The sequence below is a fragment of the Pelomonas nitida genome (assembly GCF_043555975.1).
Lineage (GTDB): Bacteria > Pseudomonadota > Gammaproteobacteria > Burkholderiales > Burkholderiaceae_C > Pelomonas > Pelomonas nitida.
Genome location: NZ_JBIGIA010000004.1, coordinates 52,192 through 74,203, shown reverse-complemented (window position 1 = coordinate 74,203; position 22,012 = coordinate 52,192). Strand labels below are relative to the sequence as shown.

At 71.3% G+C, this 22,012-nt stretch carries 11 protein-coding genes; 5 read left to right on the top strand and 6 right to left on the bottom strand.

Features of this window, described 5'->3' with window-relative positions; all coding sequences use genetic code 11:
* The first annotated feature begins 18 nt into the window (after positions 1–18).
* Genes ACG00X_RS06400 through ACG00X_RS06380 form a run of 5 tightly spaced genes read left to right on the top strand, consistent with a single transcriptional unit; the run spans position 19 to position 14,971 of the window.
* The gene (locus ACG00X_RS06400) at positions 19–9,204 is read left to right on the top strand and encodes a DUF4347 domain-containing protein (protein ID WP_394487207.1); all 9,186 of its coding nucleotides are present in this window, start codon (positions 19–21) and stop codon (positions 9,202–9,204) included.
* A 34-nt stretch (positions 9,205–9,238) separates the two neighbouring features.
* A complete protein-coding gene (locus ACG00X_RS06395; protein WP_394487206.1) occupies positions 9,239–10,753 on the top strand; it encodes a TolC family protein in 1,515 nt (504 codons plus the stop codon).
* Entirely contained in the window at positions 10,750–11,529 is a 780-nt protein-coding gene (locus tag ACG00X_RS06390; RefSeq protein WP_394487205.1) for an efflux RND transporter periplasmic adaptor subunit, read from the top strand. Before ACG00X_RS06395 ends, ACG00X_RS06390 begins: the two co-directional genes overlap by 4 nt.
* Entirely contained in the window at positions 11,526–12,857 is a 1,332-nt protein-coding gene (locus tag ACG00X_RS06385; protein WP_394487204.1) for an efflux RND transporter periplasmic adaptor subunit, read from the top strand. Before ACG00X_RS06390 ends, ACG00X_RS06385 begins: the two co-directional genes overlap by 4 nt.
* Complete coding sequence (locus ACG00X_RS06380; protein WP_394487203.1) at positions 12,854–14,971, top strand: site-2 protease family protein; 2,118 nt, start codon at positions 12,854–12,856, stop codon at positions 14,969–14,971. The genes ACG00X_RS06385 and ACG00X_RS06380 overlap by 4 nt, the downstream gene beginning before the upstream one ends.
* Positions 14,972–14,975: 4 nt before the next feature.
* On the opposite strand, the gene ACG00X_RS06375 is transcribed toward ACG00X_RS06380, so the two are convergent.
* The 6 genes from ACG00X_RS06375 to ACG00X_RS06350 form a co-directional block, all read right to left on the bottom strand.
* A complete protein-coding gene (locus tag ACG00X_RS06375) occupies positions 14,976–16,103 on the bottom strand; it encodes an alpha/beta hydrolase (protein ID WP_394487202.1) in 1,128 nt (375 codons plus the stop codon).
* Between the two features lie 184 nt (positions 16,104–16,287).
* Positions 16,288–17,700 (bottom strand): efflux transporter outer membrane subunit, encoded by a 1,413-nt coding sequence (locus ACG00X_RS06370; protein ID WP_394487201.1) that lies wholly within the window; start codon positions 17,698–17,700, stop codon positions 16,288–16,290.
* Complete coding sequence (locus tag ACG00X_RS06365; protein WP_394487200.1) at positions 17,697–18,710, bottom strand: HlyD family secretion protein; 1,014 nt, start codon at positions 18,708–18,710, stop codon at positions 17,697–17,699. Before ACG00X_RS06365 ends, ACG00X_RS06370 begins: the two co-directional genes overlap by 4 nt.
* On the bottom strand, positions 18,707–18,916 hold the full coding sequence (locus tag ACG00X_RS06360) for a DUF1656 domain-containing protein (RefSeq protein WP_394487198.1): 210 nt from the start codon (positions 18,914–18,916) through the stop codon (positions 18,707–18,709). The genes ACG00X_RS06365 and ACG00X_RS06360 overlap by 4 nt, the downstream gene beginning before the upstream one ends.
* On the bottom strand, positions 18,913–21,009 hold the full coding sequence (locus ACG00X_RS06355) for an FUSC family protein (RefSeq protein ID WP_394487197.1): 2,097 nt from the start codon (positions 21,007–21,009) through the stop codon (positions 18,913–18,915). Before ACG00X_RS06355 ends, ACG00X_RS06360 begins: the two co-directional genes overlap by 4 nt.
* Positions 21,006–21,956 (bottom strand): LysR family transcriptional regulator, encoded by a 951-nt coding sequence (locus ACG00X_RS06350; protein WP_394487196.1) that lies wholly within the window; start codon positions 21,954–21,956, stop codon positions 21,006–21,008. Before ACG00X_RS06350 ends, ACG00X_RS06355 begins: the two co-directional genes overlap by 4 nt.
* Positions 21,957–22,012: the final 56 nt, after the last annotated feature.

The window sequence follows — 22,012 nt, the reverse complement described above, 5'->3', positions numbered from 1 at the left end:
CCACCGGGAGACACGACCGTGAAGCACTGGTTCAAGCCCTCCACCACCGCCGTTCCTCCAGCCAAACCCGCGCTGCGGCCCACGGGCCAGCCGACGCTGGCCCTGATGATCCCGCTGGAGCCGCGCATCATGTTCGACGCGGCGGCCGGCAGCACCGTGGCTGTTGCGGCCGAAGCCGCACACGCGGACGTCGCACACGCGGCGCCTGACACTGCGCATGCGGCAGATCACTCAGAAGCTTCACGCATCGTGATCGCGCCGGCAGTGGCCGAGGCTCGGCACGAGATCGTGTTTGTTGACACGCGCGTGCCGAACTACCAGAAGCTGGTCGACGCGGTGGCTCCCGGCGTCGACGTGGTGCTGCTGGACACGCACAGCGACGGCGTGCAGCAGATCGCCGATGCGCTCGCGACGCGCCACGACATCGATGCGGTGCACATCATCTCGCACGGCGACGACGGGCTGCTGCTGCTCGGCAGCGGGCCGCTGTTCAACGGCAACGTCGATCGCTACACCGGCCAGCTCGCAACCATCGGCCATGCGCTGAAGGCCGACGGCGACATCCGGCTGTACGGCTGCGACGTCGGTGCCGGCACGGAGGGTGCGGCCTTCCTCGCCAAGCTGGCCGACGTGACAGGCGCCGACATTGCCGCGTCGACCGACGGCACCGGCACCGCCGCGCGCGGCGGCAACTGGGACCTGGAAGTCTCCACCGGCACCATCGGCACCAGCCAGGCGCTGGATGCCACCCAGCTCGCGGCCTACAACGACCTGCTGGTCACGACCGTCGTCAGCTCGGTGAGCGCGCTGAAGTCCGCCATTGCCACGGGCAACACGGATGGCGTGGACGACGTCATCACGCTGACCGGCAACATCACCTTCGCCAGCGCCGCCGACACGATCACGATCAACGTCACCGACGGCCACACGATGAGCATCGCGGGCGCTGGCTACACGCTGAGCGGCAACAACCTGACGCAGGTGCTCAACGTCAGCACCAGCGGTGCCGGCAGCGCGGTCGCCATCGACCACCTGACCATCACCAACGGCTTCCTGACCGGCGCCGGTGGCAACACGCCAGGCAACAGTGCGGGGCTGGCCGGCGGCGACGCGCTGGGCGCGGGCATCCGCAACGCCGGCGCGCTGACCATCTCGGACAGCACGATCACGGCCAACAAGGCTGCAGGCGGCGGCGGCGGCGGCGGCGGCGCGGCCAGCGGCGGCGGTGCGGGCGGCGGCGGCGGCGGCTTCGGCACGACGCCTGGCGGCGCGGGCGGCAGCAACAACGGGATCAGCGGCAATGCGGGTACGGCTGGAACCGGTGGCACCGGCGCGGGCTTTACCAACATGGGCGGGCGAGGTGGCAGCACCACCGGCGGTGCGGGGGCCACTTACGGTGGCACCTACACCAACGGCGGCAACGGCGCCACAGCCAACAACGGCTCCATCAGCATCGGCGGCGGCGGCGGCGGCGCCGGCTACAACTACGCTGGCGGGCGCGGCGGCAACGCTGCGGCCGCCGTCTACAACACCGGCACGCTGACCATCGTGCGCAGCTCGATCACCGGCAACATCGCCGCAGGTGGTGGCGGTGGTGGCGGCGCCTACGGAGCCCACTCCGGCAGCGGCGGCAATGCTGGCTCTGGCATCGCGGGCATCTGGAACCCCAGCGGCACCGTCAACCTCGATGCCACGACCAACGCCTCGCTGTCCACGGGGAACACGGGCGTGGCGGGCAGCGTCGGCATCTCGCCAGCGAGCGGCAATGGCTCGACGGGGTCGAGCGGCACCACCCTCGGCACGCTCAACACCAGCTACAACGCCCCACCAGCCGTCGCCGGCCTGGCTGGAGACAGCATCAGCTACACCGAGGGTGGCAGCGCGACGCTGCTGGACAGCGGCAGCAACGCCACGCTGACCGACAGCGACTCGGCCGACCTCAGTGGCGGCAATGTGACGGCCTCCATCGTCACCAACCGAGTCAGCGGCGAAGACGTGCTGGGCGTCCGCAATGAAGGCACGGGCGCGGGCCAGATCGGCGTGTCGGGCAGCAACGTCACGTACGGCGGCGTCACCATCGGCACCCTGGCCGGCGGGTCCGGCACCAACGACCTCGTCATCACGCTGAACGCCAGCGCCACGCCGACGGCGGTGCAGGCCCTGGTGCGCAACCTGACCTACAGCAACAGCAACGGCACGGAGCCCGCCTCGTTGGCACGCACGGTGCGCGTCACGGTCAACGACGGCGACGGCGGCGGCAACAGCAACAGCTCCGACATCAGCGTCAGCGTCGTCGCCGTCAACGACGCGCCGACGCTGAGCAGCACCGGCGGCACGCCCACCTTCACCGAGAACGGCAGCGCAGTCACGCTGTTCAGCGGCACCAGCGTCGCCACCGTCGAGTCGGGCCAGACGATCACCTCGCTGACCTTCACCGTCAGCAACGTCAGCGACGGCGCAAACGAGATCATCGCCACCGACGGCAGCACCTTCGCGCTGACCAACGGCAACAGCGGCACCACTGCGACCAACTCGGTCAGCTACAGCGTCTCGGTCTCTGCCGGCACCGCCACGGTGACGCTGACCAAGGCCGGCGGCCTGAGCACGGCGGCGACGCAGACGCTGGTCAACGGCATGACCTACCGCAACAGCAGCGAGGCGCCGACCACGACGAACCGCGTGGTCACGCTGACCAGCATCCAGGACAACGGCGGCACCGCGAACGGCGGCGTCGACACCACGAGCCTATCGGTCTCCTCCACCGTCTCGGTGGTGGCCGTCAACGACGCGCCCACGCTCTCAGGCGGCCCCTACGCGCTGACCGGCACCACCGAGGACACCACCACCGCCGGCACGCTGGTGTCCACGCTGCTCGCGGGCCTGACCTACGCCGACGTCGACGCCAGCGCGTCGTCCGGCATCGCCATCACCGCGGGCACCGGCAACGGCACCTGGCAGTACTCGACCGACGGCGTCACGTGGAACGGCGTGGGCAGCGTGTCGGCCAGCGCGGCGCTGCTGCTGACCAGCGGCACGCGGCTGCGCTACGTGCCCGACGCGACCAACGGCGAAACCGCCACGCTGACCTTCCGCGCCTGGGACCAGACCAGCGGCATCGCCTCGACCAACGCCACGCGCAACACCGCCGACACCGGCACCAACGGCGGCACGACGGCCTTCTCCAACGGCACCGCACAGGCCAGCCTGACGGTGACCTCGGTCAATGACGCCCCGGTGCTGACGCCCGCGTCGCCCACGCTGACCGGACTCACGGACAGCGACATCAACAACGCCGGGCAGACGGTCGCCAGCATCATCGGCAGCAGCATCACCGACGTCGACAGCGGCGCCGTGCAGGGCATCGCCGTCACCGGCCTGGTGTCGGGCACCGGCACCTGGCAGTACAGCACGAACGGCGGCAGCAGCTGGAGCAACGTCGGCACCGTGACGTCGGCCAGTGCGCTGCTGCTGCGCAGCGCCGACCTCGTGCGCTTCGTGCCCGATGGCGTCACCGGCACCACCGGCAGCCTCAGCTATGTCGGCTGGGACCAGACCGGCGCCACCGCCGGCCAGCAGGGCACCAAGGTGAACGCCGGCAGCACGGGCGGCAGCACGCCGTTCTCGTCGGCGAGCGACACCGCCAGCATCACCGTCACCGCCGTCAACGACGCGCCCTCCGTGGTCACCAGCGGCGGCAGCGCGGCCTTCGTCGAGGCCGACGGCACCAGCTCGACACCCGTGGTCATCGACAGCGGCCTGCTCGTGGCCGATTCGGATTCGCCCACACTGGCCAGCGCCACCGTCACCATCACCGGCAACTTCCAATCCGCGCAGGACGTGCTGGCGTTCAGCAATGACGGCGCGACGATGGGCAACATCACCGCGAGCTACACCAGCGGCACCGGCGTGCTGACGCTGAGTTCGGCAGGCGGCAGCGCGACGCTGGCGCAATGGCAGGCGGCGCTGCGCAGCGTCACCTACAGCAACGGCTCCGACACGCCCAACACGGCGACACGCACGATCAGCTTCGTCACCAACGACGGCGGCCTCGACAGCGTGGCAGCCACCCGCAGCGTCACGGTCACTGCCGTCAACGACACGCCGGTCAACGGCGTGCCTGCGGCGCAGACGATGCGCCAGGATCAGAGCCTCGTGTTCTCGTCCGGCAACGGCAACCTGATCTCGGTCAGCGACGTCGACCTGGGCGGCAGTTCGCTGCAGATCACGCTCACGGCCACGCACGGCCTGCTGTCGCTGTCTGGCACCTCGGGCCTGGTCTTCTTCGTCGGCACCGGCACGGGTGACGCCACGATGACGTTCACCGGCACGGCCGCCGACGCCAACACCGCCCTGGCCGGTCTCAGCTTCACACCCACCACCGGCTACAACGGCGCGGCCACGCTGCAGATCACCAGCAACGACCAGGGCGCGACCGGGCCCGGCGGTGCCAAAACCGACACCGACGCCATCGCCATCACCGTCAGCCCGCTCAACCCGACCGTCACGACGGTGCAGGCCGCCTCGTCGAACGGCGGCTACAAGGTCGGCGATACGGTGCTGGTGACGGTGACCTTCGACATGGACGTCAACGTCGACACCTCTGGCGGCACGCCGACGCTGCTGCTGGAAACAGGCAGCATCGACCGCAACGCCATCTACCTCTCCGGTTCAGGCACCAACACGCTGGCCTTCGCCTACACCGTGCAGGCCGGCGACAGCTCGGGCGACCTCGACGCCGCGTCGACCGCCGCCCTGGCGCTGAACGGCGCGACGATCCGCAGCACCGGTGGCGACGCTGCCGTGCTGACGCTGCCGACACTGGGCGGCGCCAACTCGCTGGCGGGCCAGAGCGCGCTGGTCATCGACGGCATCGCCCCCACCGTGACCGCCGTGGCCGTGCCGGCCAGCGGCACCTATGTGGCCGGCCAGCACCAGGACTTCAGCGTGAACCTCAGCGAGGCCGTCGTCGTCGACACCAGCGGCGGCACGCCTCGGCTGGCGGTCACGCTGGACACCGGCGGCACGGTCTACGCCGACTACCTCAGCGGCTCGGGCAGCGGCACGCTGGTGTTCCGGCTCACCGTCGCCAGCGGTCAGCTCGACAGCAACGGCATCACGCTGGGCAGCACGCTGGACCTCAACGGCGGCACGGTGCGCGACGCGGTCGGCAACGACGCGGTCGCGACGCTCAACAGCGTGGGCGCGACGACCGGCGTGCTGGTCGATGCTATCGTGCCGACGGTGGCCAGTGTGGGCGTGCCGGCGGCCGGCACCTACAAGGCCGGCGACGTGCTGAGCTTCACCGTCAACACCAGCGAGGCGGTCATCATCGACACCAGCGGCGGCACGCCGCGGCTGGCGCTGGATATCGGCGGCAGCACGGTGTACGCCAGCTACGTCTCGGGCTCCGGCGGCAGCGCACTGCAGTTCCGCTACACCGTGCAGACCGGCGATACCGATGCGGACGGCATCGCCGTCGGCAGCCTGCAGGCCAACGGCGGCACGCTGCGTGATGCGGCCGGCAACGCCCTCACGCTCACGCTCAACAGCGTTGCGTCCACCGCCGCCGTGCGCGTGGACACCACCGCGCCCACGCCCGTCAGCATCGTGCGCGTGAACCCGACGCCGACCGCCGCAGGCAGCCTGGGCTTCACGGTCAGCTTCTCGGAAGACGTGACCGGCGTCGACGCCACCGACTTCACGCTCGCCGCCACCGGCAGCGCCAGCGGCAGCATCACCGGCGTCACGCAGGTCGACGCCCACACCTACACGGTGCAGCTCGGCAACGTCGCCGGCACCGGCAACCTGCAGCTCAACCTCAAGGGCAGCGCGACGGGCATCGTCGACGTGGCCGGCAACGCGATCAACGGCGGCTTGGCCGGCGCGGCCTATGCCGTCGATCGCGATGTGCCGGTCGTGATCTCGGTCAGCGTGCCTGCCAACGCGACCTATGTGGCTGGCCAGAACCTGGACTTCAGCGTGAGCCTCAGCGAGGCCGTCGTCGTCGACACCAGCGGCGGCACGCCTCGGCTGGCGGTCACGCTGGACACCGGCGGCACGGTCTACGCCGACTACCTCAGCGGCTCGGGCAGCGGCACGCTGGTGTTCCGGCTCACCGTCGCCAGCGGTCAGCTCGACAGCAACGGCATCACGCTGGGCAGCACGCTGGACCTCAACGGCGGCACGGTGCGCGACGCGGTCGGCAACGACGCGGTCGCGACGCTCAACAGCGTGGGCGCGACGACCGGCGTGCTGGTCGACGCCATCGTGCCGACGGTGGCCAGCGTGGGCGTGCCGGCGGCCGGCACCTACAAGGCCGGCGACGTGCTGAGCTTCACCGTCAACACCAGCGAGGCGGTCATCATCGACACCAGCGGCGGCACGCCGCGGCTGGCGCTGGATATCGGCGGCAGCACGGTGTACGCCAGCTACGTCTCGGGCTCCGGCGGCAGCGCGCTGCAGTTCCGCTACACCGTGCAGGCTGGCGACACCGATGCGGACGGCATCGCCGTCGGCAGCCTGCAGGCCAACGGCGGCACGCTGCGTGATGCGGCCGGCAACAACATGGCACTGCCGCTGAACAGCGTGGCCAGCACCGCCGCCGTGCGTGTGGACACCACCGCACCGACGCCCGCCAGCATCGTGCGCGTGAACCCGACGCCGACGGCCGCGGGCAGCCTGGGCTTCACGGTCAGCTTCTCGGAAGACGTGACCGGCGTCGACGCCACCGACTTCACGCTCGCCGCCACCGGCAGCGCCAGCGGCAGCATCACCGGCGTCACGCAGGTCGACGCCCACACCTACACGGTGCAGCTCGGCAACGTCGCCGGCACCGGCAACCTGCAGCTCAACCTCAAGGGCAGCGCGACGGGCATCGTCGACGTGGCCGGCAACGCGATCAACGGCGGCTTGGCCGGTGAGGCCTACGCGGTCGACCGCGATGCACCGGCCGTGACCGCCGTGGCCGTGCCGGCCAGCGGCACCTATGTGGCCGGCCAGCACCTGGACTTCAGCGTGAACCTCAGCGAGGCCGTCGTCGTCGACACCAGCGGCGGCACGCCTCGGCTGGCGGTCACGCTGGACACCGGCGGCACGATCTACGCCGACTACCTCAGCGGCTCGGGCAGCGGCACGCTGGTGTTCCGGCTCACCGTCGCCAGCGGTCAGCTCGACAGCAACGGCATCACGCTGGGCAGCACGCTGGACCTCAACGGCGGCACGGTGCGCGACGCGGTCGGCAACGACGCGGTCGCGACGCTCAACAGCGTGGGCGCGACGACCGGCGTGCTGGTCGATGCCATCGTGCCGACGGTGGCCAGCGTGGGCGTGCCCGCGGTCGGCACCTACAAGGCCGGCGACGTGTTGAGCTTCACCGTCAACACCAGCGAGGCGGTCATCATCGACACCAGCGGCGGCACGCCGCGGCTGGCGCTGGATATCGGCGGCAGCACGGTGTACGCCAGCTACGTCTCGGGCTCCGGCGGCAGCGCACTGCAGTTCCGCTACACCGTGCAGACCGGCGATACCGATGCGGACGGCATCGCCGTCGGCAGCCTGCAGGCCAACGGCGGCACGCTGCGTGATGCGGCCGGCAACGCCCTCACGCTCACGCTCAACAGCGTTGCGTCCACCACCGCCGTGCGCGTGGACACCACTGCGCCGACGCCCGTCAGCATCGTGCGCGTGAACCCGACGCCAACGGCCGCGGGCAGCCTGGGCTTCACGGTCAGCTTCTCCGAAGACGTCAGCGGCGTCGATGCCACCGACTTCACGCTCGCCGCCACCGGCAGCGCCAGCGGCAGCATCACCGGCGTCACGCAGGTCGACGCCCACACCTACACGGTGCAGCTCGGCAACGTCGCCGGCACCGGCAACCTGCAGCTCAACCTCAAGGGCAGCGCGACGGGCATCGTCGACGTGGCCGGCAACGTGCTCAGCGGCGGCTTGGCCGGTGAGGCCTATGCCGTCGACCGCGTCGTGCCCACCGTCACGTCGATCAAGCTGCCGACCGACGGCACCTATGGCATCGGCGACACGCTGGACTTCAGCCTGCAACTCAGCGAGGCCGTGCGGATCGACACCGGCGCCGGCACGCCGCGCCTCGTCATCCAGCTGCAAAACGGCGGCCAGGCCTTCGCCGATTACGTGGGCAGCACCGGCACCGACACGCTGAACTTCCGCTACACCGTGCTGCCAGGCCAGGTGGCGCTGCAGGGCATCACCATCACCGGCTACGAGGCGCGCGGCGCCGTCGTGCAAGACCTCACCGGCAACCCGATGACAACCACGCTGCCAGCCGCCGATGGCCAGGGCGTGCACGTGAACGCCGCGCTGCCGATCGCCCTGCCCCCCGCGCCATCGCCCGTCGCACCGCCGCCGCCCATCACGCCGACGTTCACCAGCAGTCTGCCGATCTACACCGTCGACACGTCGACCACGACGAGCCCAACGGCGGTCGGCCTCGGGCCGCTGGGTACCGGCATCTACACGTTCCGCGCCGACGCGCCGCCCGCGCTGACGACCGTCGCGCAGCCCCCCCAACCGTACCTGCCCCTCACGGTCGACACCTCGCGCAACGATGTTGTGGCGTCAAGGCCTGACTTCGTTCTGCCCTCGTCGTCGGGCTTCGTGCGGCTCACGTCGCAGGGCTCGACGCGCGAATCGTCGCTGCAGACCGCCATCCCGAACATGGGCACGGTCACGCTGAGCACCGACCGGTCCATCAACTTCGCCATCCCGGCAGGCACGTTCACCAGCTCCGATGGCAGCAGCCCCATCGTGCTGACAGCACGCATGGCCAATGGGCAGGCACTGCCGAGCTGGCTGCGCTTCGACCCCGTCACCGGCACGCTGAGCGGCAAGGCGCCACCCGGCCTGAGCGGCGAGCTGGCGATCCGGGTGATTGCCCGCGACGCCGCCGGGCACGAAGTCGTCAGCACGATCAAGCTCTCCACGCAGACACCCGACAAGCCGCGCTCCAGCTCCGAGGCACCGCCGACGCCCGATGCCCGGCCGCTCGCGGCCCTGCTGGGGCAGCTGGGCATGCCGGCCGAATCCGCCGCGCCGCCGCAGGGCCGGCTGTCACTGACCGGCCAGTTCGAGCTGCTCGCCCGCCAGCACCGCCAGCCCGACACCGCACGCCTGTTGCACCAACTCCAGCAGCAGGCTGAACAACAAGAAAGCCGACCGGTCGAGCCGGCCTGATCGTCGCGCCCTCATTCCAAACCAGGAGACGCCGTTGAAACACACCCGCACACGACTGCCGCTGAAGCCCCTCGCCGCGCTGATCACCGTCGCACTGACGGGTTGTGCCATCACGCCGCAGCCCATCACCCCCGATGAAGCCAAGGCAGCCCTGGCCTCGCAGCGCCAGGCGCTGTTCGCCGATCAACCGCCGCTGCAGGGCCCGCTGACGCTGGAAGAAGCCGCGGCGCGCACGCTGAAGTACAACCTCGACCACCGCATCAAGCTCATGGAAGAGGCGCTGTCCCAGCGCCAGCTGGGCCTGGCCAGCTTCGACCTGCTGCCGCGGCTGGTGGCGGATGCCGGCTACGCCTGGCGCAGCAATGATCGAGCGTCGTCGTCGCGCGACCTCGTGACCGGCCAGCAGTCCCTCGCGCCGTCGACGTCGTCCGACCGGGAACACGGCACCGCCGGGCTCACGCTGTCGTGGAATGCGCTGGACTTCGGCGTCAGCTACTACGGCGCCAAGCAGCAGGCGGACCGCGTGCTCGTCATGCAGGAGCGCCGCCGCAAAGTCATCCACCAGCTCATGCAGCAGCTGCGCCAGGCCTACTGGCAGGCCGTGGGCGCACAGCAGCTGGAGACGAAGATCGTGCCGCTGCTGGAACTCACGCGCAGCGCGCTGGCCGATTCACGGCGCGTCGAGCGCGAGAAGCTGCAGCCGCCGCTGGAGAGCCTGGGCTACCAGCGCCAGCTGCTGGACCTCGTGCGGCAGCTCGAGGCCGTGCGCGACGAGCTGGCACAGGCCAGGCCGCGGCTCGCCGCAATGATGAATGTGCCGCCGGGCCAGGCCTTCGAGCTGGCCGCCCCGGGTGCGCTGGCCACGCCACGCCTGCCGTTGCCGGTCGAGGCGATGGAAGAAACCGCACTGCTGCAGCGCCCCGAGCTGGTGGAAGCCAGCTACCAGGAGCGCATCGGCCTGCTGGAGACGCGCAAGGCGCTGGCCCGCGTGCTGCCGGGCGTCAGCATCGACCTCGGCCCCCGCTACGACAACGACAGCTACCTCATCAACAACAGCTGGGGCGAGGCCGGCCTGCGCGTCAGCTGGAACCTGCTGAACGTGTTGAGCTACGGCCAGATCCGCGACGCGGCGCAGGCCCAGTACGACATCGCCCGCCAGCAAAAGCTCGCGCTGAGCATGGCCGTGCTCACGCAGGTGCATGTCGCCTACCGCGACCTGGCCGGCCGCCAGCGCCAGTTCGAGCTGGCCGACGAACTCAACCAGGTGGACCAGAGCATCCTCGGCCACACCCGCAACGCCACCAGCGCCAACGCGCAGAACAAGCTCGCCGAGATCCGCGCGCAGGCCGGCGCCGTCATGTCGGAGCTGCGGCTCTACCAGAGCTACGGCGCGCTGCAAAACGCCTACGGCCAGATGCTGATGACACTGGGCCTGGATCCCATGCCCAACAGCCTGCCCGCGCACGACCTGCCCACGCTGCGGGCGGCCTTCGCCCAACGCGACCAACAGCTGCAACAAGGCGGCAGCAAGGCGACCCCGACCCCATGACCTGCCGACATGCACTGGCCGGCCTGCTGGCCGCCATGGGGCCGTTGCTCGCGCAGGCCCAGCCCGCCGCACCGGCCGTCGCCGGGGGCAAGAACTTCGCAGAACCCGACCGTGACGGCCGCATCCGCACACAGCTCAGCGCCCGCGAGACCGCCGTCATCGCCAGTGAAATCAGCGCCCGCATCGCACGGCTGCCGTTGAAGGAAGGCGACAGCTTCAGGGCCGGCCAGCCGCTGGTGGCCTTCGACTGCGCACTGTTCGAGGCCCAGCTCCACAAGGCCGAGGCCAGCAACGAGGCCGCCCGCAAGACGCTGGCCGTGCAGCAGCGCCTGGCCGAGCTCAACTCCGCCAGCCGGCTGGAGCTTGAACAGGCCGAGGCGCGGGTGAAGGAAAGCGCGGCCGAGGCCGCCTACATGCGCGCCACCGTCGGCAAGTGCGTGATCCCCGCGCCGTTCGCCGGCCGCGTCGCCAAGCGGCTGGCGGCGGGCGCCGAGTTCGCCACGCCAGGCCGGCCTTTGCTGGAGATCGTCGACGGCAGCCCGCCGGAGCTGCAGCTGATCGTGCCGTCACGCTGGCTCGCGCGCCTGAAGCCGGGCAGCGAGTTCACCGTCACGGTGGACGAGCTGGGGCGGAGCTACCCGGCGCGCGTCATCCGCATCGGCGCGCGCATCGACCCGGTCAGCCAGTCGGTCACCATCACGGGCCAGGTCAACGGCAACCACGCCGGCTTGCAGCCCGGCATGAGCGGCTGGGCCAGTTTCTCCGGCGTGCAGTGAGCCAGGACGCCGCCGTCCAGGCCCTGCTGGGGCTGTTGCAGCTCGGCCGCCGGGCGCGTGAGGCCGACAGCGTGCCGGCACTCGGCTTCGTCATCGTCAACGAGACGCTGAGCGTGCTGCCCTACCGCCAGGCCGCGCTGTGGAGCGAGGCCGGGCTGGGCGGCGTCGTGGCCGTCTCGGGCTTGCCGCAGGTCGACCCGAACACGCCCTACCTGCAATGGCTCAACCGGCTCTGCCGCGCGCTGGCCAAGGCCGGCGGGCTGCAGGCGCTCGACGCCAGCAGCGCACCCGCCCATTGCGGTGACGACTGGGCCGCCTGGCTGCCGGCACATGCGCTGTGGCTGCCATTGACGGCCCACGGCGGCCAGCGGGAAGGCGGGCTGCTGCTGGCCCGCGACGCGCCGTTCGACCCCGCCGAGCAGACCTTGCTGACCGAGCTGGCCGGCACGTATGGGCATGCGCTGGCGGGCTTTCGGCCGCGCGAACACGCGCTGGCACGGCTGCTGTCCGTGCTGCGCCCCGGCCGGCTGCAGCGGCGCGTGCTGGCCGGCCTGCTGGTGGCGTGCCTGGTGCCGGTGCGGCTGAGCGTGCTCGCGCCGGCCGAGGTGACACCGCGCCAGCCCTTCCTCGTGCGTGCGCCGATGGACGGCGTCATCGGCCGCTTCCATGTGCAGCCGGATCAGGCCGTCGAGGCCGGCGCACCGCTGTTCGATCTGGACACCGCCGCGCTGCAGACACGCCGCGCCGTCGCCCTGCGTGCGCACGACACCGCGCTGGAGGAATACCGCCAGTCGGCGCAACTCGCCGTCACCGACGACAAGGGGCGCCTGAAGATGGGCACGGTGCGCGGCGAGCTGGAGCAGCGGGCGCTGGAACTGCAATACCTGTCCCAGCAGCTGGAGCGCGTGCAGGTCAAGGCCGAGCGCGGCGGCGTGGCCGTGTTCGGCGACGTCAACGACTGGCAGGGCAAGGCCGTCACCACCGGCGAAAAAGTGCTGCTGCTGGCCGACCCCGCGCAGGTGGAGCTGGTGGCCCGCATGCCGGCGGCCGACCAAATCGAGCTGCAGCCCGGCGACGTCGTCACGCTCTACCCCGATGCCAGCCCCGCCGACGGCTACGAGGCCCGCATCGCCAGCGTTGCCTACAGCGCCGAGCCCACCGACCAGGGCGTGCTGGCCTACCGCGTGCGCGCCGAGTTCAGCGCCGGCCAGGCCCTGCCGCGGCTGGGCCAGCGCGGCACGGTGCGGCTGTCCGGCCGCTGGGTGCCGTTCGCGTATTACGCCCTGCGCCGCCCGATCGCGACGCTGCGGCAGTGGACCGGCTGGTGACAGCCGCCGCCACGCTCCCGCCATTGCGGCAGGACCTCAGCCTGCACGCCGGGCCGCCCGACCCCGACGGCGCCCCGACGTGGACGCTGCACGACCCCGCCGCGCATCGCTTCCACCAGTTGTCGTGGCCGGCCTTCGAGCTGATCTCGCGCTGGCCGCTGGGCCGCCCCGATGCCGTGCTGGCCGCCGTCGCGCGCGAGACCACGCTGGCGCTGCAGGCGCACGACCTGCAGGCCGTGCTGCAGTTCCTGACCCAGCACCACCTGCTGCTGCCGCACAGCGCCGAACACTCGCGCCGCCTGGCTCGCGCCGCCGACGCCAGCCGCAGCAGCCATGCCATGTGGCTGCTCAAGCACTACCTGTTCTTCCGCATCCCGCTGCTGCGGCCCGAGCCGCTGCTGCGCCGACTGCTGCCACTCACCCGTGGCCTGTTCCGCCCCGGCTTCTGGTGGGGCGTGGCCGCCGCCGCGTTGCTGGGCCTGTTCCTCGTTTCGCGGCGCTGGGACGAGTTCACGCACACGTTCTCGGCCTACACCAGCCCCGGCGGCCTGCTGGGCGTGGGCATCGCGCTGAGCCTCGCCAAGGTGCTGCACGAGCTGGGGCATGCCCTCACCGCCTACCGCCACGGCTGCCGCGTGCCGGCGATGGGCGTGGCCTTCCTCGTGCTGTGGCCGGTGCTCTACACCGACACCAACGAAGCCTGGAAGCTGTCGCGCCGCCAGCAGCGCCTGCAGATCGCCGCCGCCGGCATGCTGGCCGAACTGGCACTGGCGGCCGCGGCCACGCTGGCCTGGAGCTTCCTGCCCGACGGCCCGCTGCGCGCCGGCGCCTTTCTGCTGGCCACCAGCAGTTGGCTGATCACGCTGGGCATCAATGCCAGCCCCTTCATGCGCTTCGACGGCTACTTCCTGCTGGTCGATGCGCTGAACCTGCCCAACCTGCACGAGCGGGCCTTCGCCCAGGGCCGCTGGTGGCTGCGCGAAGCGCTCTACGGCTTCGGCGACACGCCGCCCGAAGCCTTCCCGCCCGCACGGCAGCGCTTTCTCATCGCATTCGCGTTCGCGACCTGGCTCTACCGCCTGGTGCTGTTCTTTGGCATCGCGCTGCTGGTCTATCACCTGTTCTTCAAGGCGCTGGGCCTGCTGATGATGGCCGTGGAGCTGGGCTGGTTCATCGCCCTCCCGGTGTGGCGCGAACTGAAGGTCTGGTGGGAGCGGCGCGGTGAGCTGCGCTGGAACCGGGCCACGGCGCGCAGCCTGGGCGTCGCCCTGGGCTTGTGCCTGTGGGTGCTGCTGCCCTGGCAACGCGGCGTGACCGCCCCAGCCGTGCTCAGCCACAGCGAAAGCCAGGCCCTGTATGCGGCAGAAACCGCCCGGCAGACCGGCGCGGCGGTGCCCGAAGGCGCCACCGTTACCGCGGGCCAGTTGCTGGTGCGGCTGACTTCTCCCGAGCTGGAGCAGCGCCTGAAGGTCGCCTCGCTGCAGGAAGCCCTGCTGCGGTGGCAGGTGGAACAGCAGCCGCTGGACAGCCGCTTGCTGCAGGAAGGCCAGGCGCTGCACCAGCGCTGGCAGGCGGCTCGCGAGGAAGTGGCCGGGCTCGGCCGCCAGCGTGGGCAGCTGGAGGTGCGCGCGCCGTTCGCCGGCACCATCGTCACGGCCCATCCCATGCTGGCCGACAACGCCTGGTTCACGCGCGGCGAGCGGCTGTTCCAGATCGTCGGCGCCGCCGGCAGCCTGAAGGTGGAGGCGCTGGTCGACGAAACCGACCTCGCCACGCTGCGGCACCGCGAACCCGGGCCCTCACGCTTCATCGCCAACCTGCCGGAGTTCGGCAGCGTGGCCTGCGCCACCGTGCAGCTGGACGCCGTCAATCTGCGCAGCCTGACGCAACCGGCCCTGGCCAGCGTCTACGGCGGGCCCGTCAGTGCCGTCCAGCAAGGCCAGGAGCTGCGGCCACTGAACGCCACCTACCGCGCCCGTCTGACGGACTGCGAACGGCACACGCTGGACCGGGAGCTTGCCGGGCAGGTCTGGCTGCAGGGCGAGCGCCGCAGCCTGGCGGCGGCGGCCTGGCTGCACATCGTCGCGTGGTTCCGGCGCGAGGCCGCCCTCTGAACCGTCAGGCAGACGGCGCGACCTGCGGCGGCGTGGCGCTGCAAGGCCCGCAAACCGCCTTCGACGCGTGCGAGCGCCGGCGCAGGTTCTGGTAGATGAACTGATCGAGCGGCATCTGTGCCGGGGCCGCCGCAGCGGCGTCCTCGCCCGCCGCCCTGGCATCGATGACGCGCTGCAGCGCCTCGTCAGGCTTGCCGTAGCGCAAGGCCAGGATCTGCCAGAACACCAGCTGCGTGACGAAGCGGTAGGAGCTGTGCACAGCGGCCAGCGTGCCGTAGTCGTAAGGCACATACGACTCCGCATTGCCCGCATACGCCACCGTGCCGGAATCGATGAACAAGACGCCCGGCGTGGTCGGCGAGATTGGCCGCTGCGGCCCGCGATAGCCGAGCACATACCAATTCCCGGCGTACTCGTCGGCCTTCAACACATCGTCGTTCCAGGTCCAGAACACCCAGACATTGCCGCCGGCCATCTGGTAGATCGCCTGGCCCTGGTTCTCGACCAAGCTGCCACGCGTGAAGATGGCGTGGTCCACGTCCGGCGCGAGCATCAGCACCCAGTCCACGGCACCGATGTAGTTGGGCACGGTGCGGCTGGCCAGCGTGGTGCTCATCAGGTAGTTGCCCATGGAGTGCGCAATGACGGCCGTGACGAGCAGCGGCGCCCGCTTGCCGTACTTCGCTTCCAGCTGCTTCCTGACCAGCGGAATCGCGTCGAGCATGGCCGCCATCAGGTTGGCCGACTGCTCGGCGTACTGACGCGCCCAGTACGGCGTGTCGCAGTTGGACGGCCAACTCGCGGCCACCACCAGGCTCTGCCCGAGCCCCGTGCTGCTCAGGCGCGAACCGTAGAGAGCGTGCGCCAGACGGGCATCGGTGGCCGAGGTGTCATAACCATGAATGTAGAAGGCCAGCACCACCGGCCGGCTCGGGTCCACGCAGACGCGAACGAGGTCGTCGGCGAGCTGGGCAATCCACGCGGCCTTGTCCACCACGTGCTGAGGCAGCAGCTCGTTGTAGGCCTGCGCCGGAAAGTTCATGTTGCTCAGATACACCACGGGCCCCGGCGCCGTGCAATCGGCCTCGTTGACCCGGTTCGACAACATGTAGGTGCGGGTGGGAAAGCTCATGACCATCTCCTGGGGGTTGGAGCGCGAGGGGCGAATGCCAACGGGCATTGCCGGCAAGTCCTCGCGTGGCCTGTCGACCGCGCCAGTGTCGTGTTGTTGATGCGTTATGCAATCATCAACATTACCCAGGTGCTCATGTCGGATTCCGCCGCCGGAAATCGTTCACTGCAGCGCTGCCGCTCCTTCACTCCCAGCCGCCCCCCAGCGCCAGAAAGACGCGCACCTGGTCCTGCGCGACCTCAGCATCGGCCGCGGCGAGCGCGGCCTCGGCGTTGATCAGCACGCGCTGCGCATCCAGGCTGCTGGCATAGCGGCGCCGCCCCTCCTCGACAAAGCGGCGCTGCTCGGCGGCCAGCGCGGCGGCAAGGTCGCGCGCGGCACCCAATGCCGCCTGGCGCTCCAGCGTGCGGCGGTAATGGCTCAGTGCCCCCTCGGTCTCGGCCAGCGCGCGCAGCACGACGCCGTCGAAGGTGGCCAGCGCGGCCTGCTCGTCGGCCTCGGCCATGCGCACCCTCGCCTTGGCGCCGGCGTCGGGGATGTGCCAGTGCAGCAGCGGCCCGATGCCATAGGACTGCGTGGCCGGCTGCCCCAGGTGCTCCGCCACGCCGACGAGGCCGGCCGACGCACCGATGCTGATGTTGGGATAGAGCGCCGCCGTGGCCACGCCGATGCGGGCACTGGCCACAGCGACCTCACGCTCGGCCTGGCGCACGTCGGGCCGGCGCTTGAGCAGCGCGCCGCCGTCGCCCACCGGCAGTGGCTGCGCCAGCTGCGGCGCCACCGCGCAGGTGGCGGCGGCCGGCGACAACTCGGCCGGCGCCTTGCCCAGCACGGCGGCCAGGCGGTAGAAGGCGGTGTCGCGGTCGGCATCGAAGCGCGGCAGCGCGGCGCGTTGGGCCTCGAGCTGCCCCTGCGCGCGCAGCACGTCGGCGCTGCTGCCACGGCCGGCCGCCAAGAGGCGCTCGCTCAACGCCAGGCTGCGCTGCTGCACCTCCAGCGCGTGGACGGCCACCTGCTTCTCGGCCTGCGCATGGCACAGCTGCAGATAGGCCTGCACGGTCTGCGCGACGACGCTGACCCGGGCGACGTCCTGCGCGGCTTCGACGGCCTGGAGGTTGGCCTCGGCCGCCTCCTCGCCGCGCCGCAGCTGGCCCCACAGGTCGAGCTGGTAGGACACCTGCAGCGCCAGTTCGCCCTCGTTCATGACCGGCAGCTGCTCGGGCATCAGGAAGGACTCGCCCGATTCGCGGGCGCGCTTCACGGTCGCGACGGCAGCGACGTGTGGATCACGCTCACCATCGACCTGGGCGCGCAGCGCGGTGGCCCGGCGCAGGTGCGCCTCGGCGACGCGCAGCGAGGTGTTGGCGGCCAGGGCCTGCGTGACCAGCGCATCCAGCTCCTCGCTGCGGTACAGCTGCCACCAATGCGCAGGCAGCGCCGTCACGCTGACGGCCTCGCCCTGGGCCTGCTGCAGCGCCGCCTGGGCCGCCGGCCGATGCACGACCGCCTGGTCGGGCAGGTGGTAGTCGGGGCCGACGGTGCTGCAGGCCGCCAGCACCAGCGTGGCGGCGGCAGCGGCGGCAAGCGCGTACCTCATGTGTGCTCCCGGGCCGTCGCGGCGGTGTGGCCGGCGGCGTCGCCCATGACCGACACCGTGGCCGTGCGGCCGACGGTGGGCCGCTGCCCGGCGGGCCAGTGGTCGATGCTGATGCGCACCGGAATGCGCTGGGCCAGCCGCACCCAGTTGAAGCTCGGGTTCACGTTGGGCAGCAGGTTGCTGCCGCTGCTGCGGTCGCGGTCCTCGATGCCGGCGGCGATGCTCTGCACCCGCCCCTGCAGCGTCTGCGACTGGCCCATGATCTGGATGTTGACGGCTTCGCCGACGTGCACCTTGTCGAGCTTGGTCTCCTCGAAATAACCGTCCACGTAGACGGCGCCGGCGTCCACCATGGACAGCACGGCACGGCCGGTGGCCACGTAGTCGCCCACATGCGGCGCGCGGTCGTTCAGGTAGCCGTCCACGGGGCTGCGCACCGTCGTGCGTTCGAGGTTCAGCTCGGCGACCTGCATCGTGGCGCTGGCGGCCGCCACGCTGGCCTGCGCCGCGTCGTGCCCGGCCTGCGCCAGCGCGAGCGCCGCCTGGGCCTGGCTGACCTTGAGCTGGCCCTGCTCGACGCTCTCCTGCGCCACCAGGTCGGCCAGGCGCCGGTTGCGCGCGTCCTCGCGCTCGGCCTGCGCCAGCAGCGCGCGCTGGTTGGCCAGGTTGGCGCGAGCCTGCCCGGCCGCGGCACGCGCCTGGGCCAGCGCAGCGCGGGCCTGGCCCAGCGCGAGGTCGAAGCGTGCGCGGTCGACCATGAACAGCACGTCGCCGCGATGCACGGGCTGGTTGTCGCGCACGTTCACCGCGGTGATGAGGCCCGACACGTCGGGCGAGATCTGCAGCACATCGGCGCGGATGTGCGCGTCACGCGTCCACGGCGAATCGGTGTAGTGCGTCCACACGTTGCGGCCGGCCACCCAGCCGGCGGCGGTCAGCGCCAGCGTCAGCGCCACGGGGGCCAGCCGGCGCGCCAGCGGAGCGATGGAAGAGAAGGCTTTGCGTTTCATGACGTCCAGGCGGCGGTCCAGCGCACCATGGCGTAGAGCGCGATCAGGTAGAGCGAGAAGTTGAAGAGAGAGCGGTGCCACACCCAGCGGTAGGCGCCGGCGCGGCCCAGCAGCCAGCGCACGCCGCCCATGAGGGCGTAGGCCAGCAGCATCGGCAGCGCGATGGCCGGCAGGTAGAGGCCGTAGATCGTGAGGTCGCCGATCATGAGGAGGTTCCGGGAGTGGCGGTGGGGGTCACCAAGGTCAGTCGAAGTTCGGTGAGCCCGTGCAGCGCTTCGCGGGCGTCGTCGGACGTGGGGGCGAGCGGCGCCAGCGTGTCGATGGCGCGGTCGAGCCGGCCGCGCAGCACGACGCCCGCAGCCCGCGCGCCCGGTGCCTGCAGCCGCCGGCGGTAGTGCAGCGCCACGGCGTCCAGCGCCGCCTGCACGCGCAACTGCGCGGCGGCCGGCAGCGCGGCCCGGCGCTGCTGCAGCATGACGGCGCTCAGCCCCACGCGCAGTTCGGGCAAGCCGTCGGTGCCATGCAGGCCGGTGCTGCTGGCCAGACGCGGCATCAGCTGGCTCAGGCGGTCGATCATGCGGGCGCGCAGCTCCGGCACGTCACCGCGCTGCCGGCCGGCCGCCGTGCGCGCCAGGTCACGCCAGGTGGCGTGCAGCAGCCGGTGCAGGCTGAGCGACGCGCCGAACGGGCGGGTGAGCAGCGTCCACACGAAGGCCAGCAGGTTGCCGGCGATGGCCGCGAGGCCGCTGTTGGCGAACACGCCGAAGTCGGCGCTGTAGGCGTCGCCCAGCGCCAGGTTGGTGGCCAGCGTGACCGTCAGCCCCAGCGCAATGACGGCGAAGGCCGGGCGCGCCACCAGCGTGCCGATCAGCAGGAAGATCGGCGCCAGCGCCAGCGCGAGGGTCTCGAACTCGTGCGCGGCCGGCAGCACGAGGAACAGCAACGCCACGCCCAGCAACAGGCACAAGGTGTTGGCCACGAAGAAGCCGAACTGGGCCGGCGCCGGCTCGTCCTGCGCGGCGAAGAAGCAGGCCACGACGGCGCACATGATCACCATGCCCGCGCCGTCGCTCCAGCCACTCCAGATCCAGATCATGCTGGCCAGGAACGTCACCGCGCTGACGGACGCCGCCGAGAACAGCTGCATGCCGCGGTCGTGGTGGCGCACGGATGGGCTGAAGGTCCAGCGCTCGTAGGCCGGCGTCCAGGCCGGGTCCATGCGGCCGGCGGCCATCATGCGCTGCAGGGCCTGGCCATCGCGCCAGAGCTGCACCAGACCTTCGAGGCGCTTGAGCACGTGGCGGTGCAGCAGTGCGTCCCACCCCTGCGACGGCCGGCCGGGCAGCACCAGCTCGCGCAACTGCTGCTGCAGCCGCTCGCCGCGCATGGCGCCCTCGACGGACGCGGGCGCCGCGATCCAGTCGGCGATCTCGTCCATGCGTGCGGCCAGCGCGGGCGGCACACCCTGGCGCGACGCACGCAACGCCCGCACCGCCGTGCTCAGCGACGACAGCGTGGGCAGCAGCAGCCCCAGGCGCATGCGCAGCTCGCGCGCCAGGCGCACGGCGTCGGCGCTGTCGGTGTCGTAGCGCAGATGGCTGATGAACTGGTCCAGTGCCAGCACGTCGCCCGCCAGGCGGTGGCTGCTGACCTGCGTGGCCGCGTCGCGCGGCGTGCCGGCCGCCTCGCTGCGCAGCAGGCCGGTGGCCCAGCTGCCGGCGTCGGCCAGCCAGGCCTGGAAGCGCGCCTGCAGCACCGGTGCCACCTTGCCGGGCAACACGAGCGAAGACACCAGGCCGGCGCACAGGATGCCCAGCAGGATCTCCTCGCTGCGCGCCACGGCCAGCGGGAACACCTGATCCGGCGTCTGCACCATCGACAGCGCGAGCATCGGCAGCGAGTACGCCGACAGCATGTAGACGTAGTTGCTCGGCAGCCGGTCCAGGAACGACAGGTAGAGCAGCGTGCCGGTCCAGACCGACACGAACAGGCTCAGCAGCACCGGCGTGTCCACGAGGACGGGCAGCACCAGCACCGCAGCGCCCGCGCCGATGAGCGTGCCGAGCATGCGGTACAGGCCCTTGGAGCGCGTCGCGCCGGTCAGCGCGTTGGACACCACGTAGGCCGTCGCGAACGCCCAGTACGGCCGCGGCAGACCGATGGACAACGCCAGATAGAACGCCAGCAGCGCCGCCGCGAAGGTCTTGGCGGAGAGCAGCCACTCGGCCCCCGTGGGCAAGTGGCGCGTGACACGGTCGAGGCGCTCAAGCCACGGCTGCGGCGCAGCGGCGGCGCTCATCGCGCGGCTCCCAGCTGCGGCGCCCGGCCCGGCAGCCAGGGGTCGCTGTCGTCGTCGGGGAAGACCTCCAGCAGAAAGTCCAGCAATGCGCGCGTCTTGGCCGGCACGTATTTGCGCGACGGCATGGCGGCGAAGACGAAGATCTCGAACAGATGCCAGCCCGGCAGCACGCGCTCCAGCCGCCGCTCGGCAATGGCCTGGGCCACGGCATAGCTGGGCATGGCGCTGATGCCCAGGCCGGCGGTGGTGGCCGACAGCGCGATGTCCATATGGGCCGTGGCGAGCGGTACGTTCAGCGGCGTGAACTGCACGGGGTCGTGGCCGGCGTCGGCATCGCGGTCGCGGTGCAAGGTCAAGTCCTTGGCGAGTGGCGGCAGCATGACCTCGTGGTCGTGCAGGTCGCGCGGCTGGACAGGCCGGCCGTGGCGCGCCAGGTAGGCCGGCGCGGCGCACAGGATCATGTGCGAGCGCGCCAGCCGCCGCGCCACGAACTCGCCCTCCACCGTGCCGCGCGAGGTCAGGATGCTGACGTCGAAGCTCTCGTCCAGCGTCTCCACCGGCCCGGGTGACGACAGGTGGACCGTGAGCTTGGGGTAACGCCGCCGGAAACCGGTGAGCAAGGGCGCTAGCTGGTGCGTGGCGAAGGCCGGCGGCGCCAGCACCTTGAGGTGGCCGTTCAGCGAGTGGCTGCTGGAGCGCACCGAGGCATCCGCCTCGTCCAGCTCGGCCAGCGCCCGGCGCACCTGCTCCAGGTAGGCCTCGCCGGCCTCCGTCAGGGCCAGCCGGCGCGTCGTGCGGTTGATCAGGCGCACGCCGATGTGCGCCTCCAGGTCGTTGATGAGCCGGGTGATCACCGAGGGCGACAACCCCATCTCGCGCGCTGCCGCAGAGAAGCCCTGCAGGTCGATGACGCGGCAGAAGGCTTGCAGGCTGTGCAGTCGGTCCATGAGAGGAATCTCGCCGGAGGCGCGGGTTGGATGTTGCGGATCGGGCAACGATCTGC

Coding starts and splice junctions, on each gene's coding strand:
- ACG00X_RS06365 (WP_394487200.1), bottom strand. CDS start 18,710: ATGAAACGCAAAGCCTTCTCTTCCATCGCTCCGCTGGCGCGCCGGCTG.
- ACG00X_RS06355 (WP_394487197.1), bottom strand. CDS start 21,009: ATGAGCGCCGCCGCTGCGCCGCAGCCGTGGCTTGAGCGCCTCGACCGT.
- ACG00X_RS06375 (WP_394487202.1), bottom strand. CDS start 16,103: ATGAGCTTTCCCACCCGCACCTACATGTTGTCGAACCGGGTCAACGAG.
- ACG00X_RS06370 (WP_394487201.1), bottom strand. CDS start 17,700: ATGAGGTACGCGCTTGCCGCCGCTGCCGCCGCCACGCTGGTGCTGGCG.
- ACG00X_RS06350 (WP_394487196.1), bottom strand. CDS start 21,956: ATGGACCGACTGCACAGCCTGCAAGCCTTCTGCCGCGTCATCGACCTG.
- ACG00X_RS06360 (WP_394487198.1), bottom strand. CDS start 18,916: ATGATCGGCGACCTCACGATCTACGGCCTCTACCTGCCGGCCATCGCG.
- ACG00X_RS06390 (WP_394487205.1), top strand. CDS start 10,750: ATGACCTGCCGACATGCACTGGCCGGCCTGCTGGCCGCCATGGGGCCG.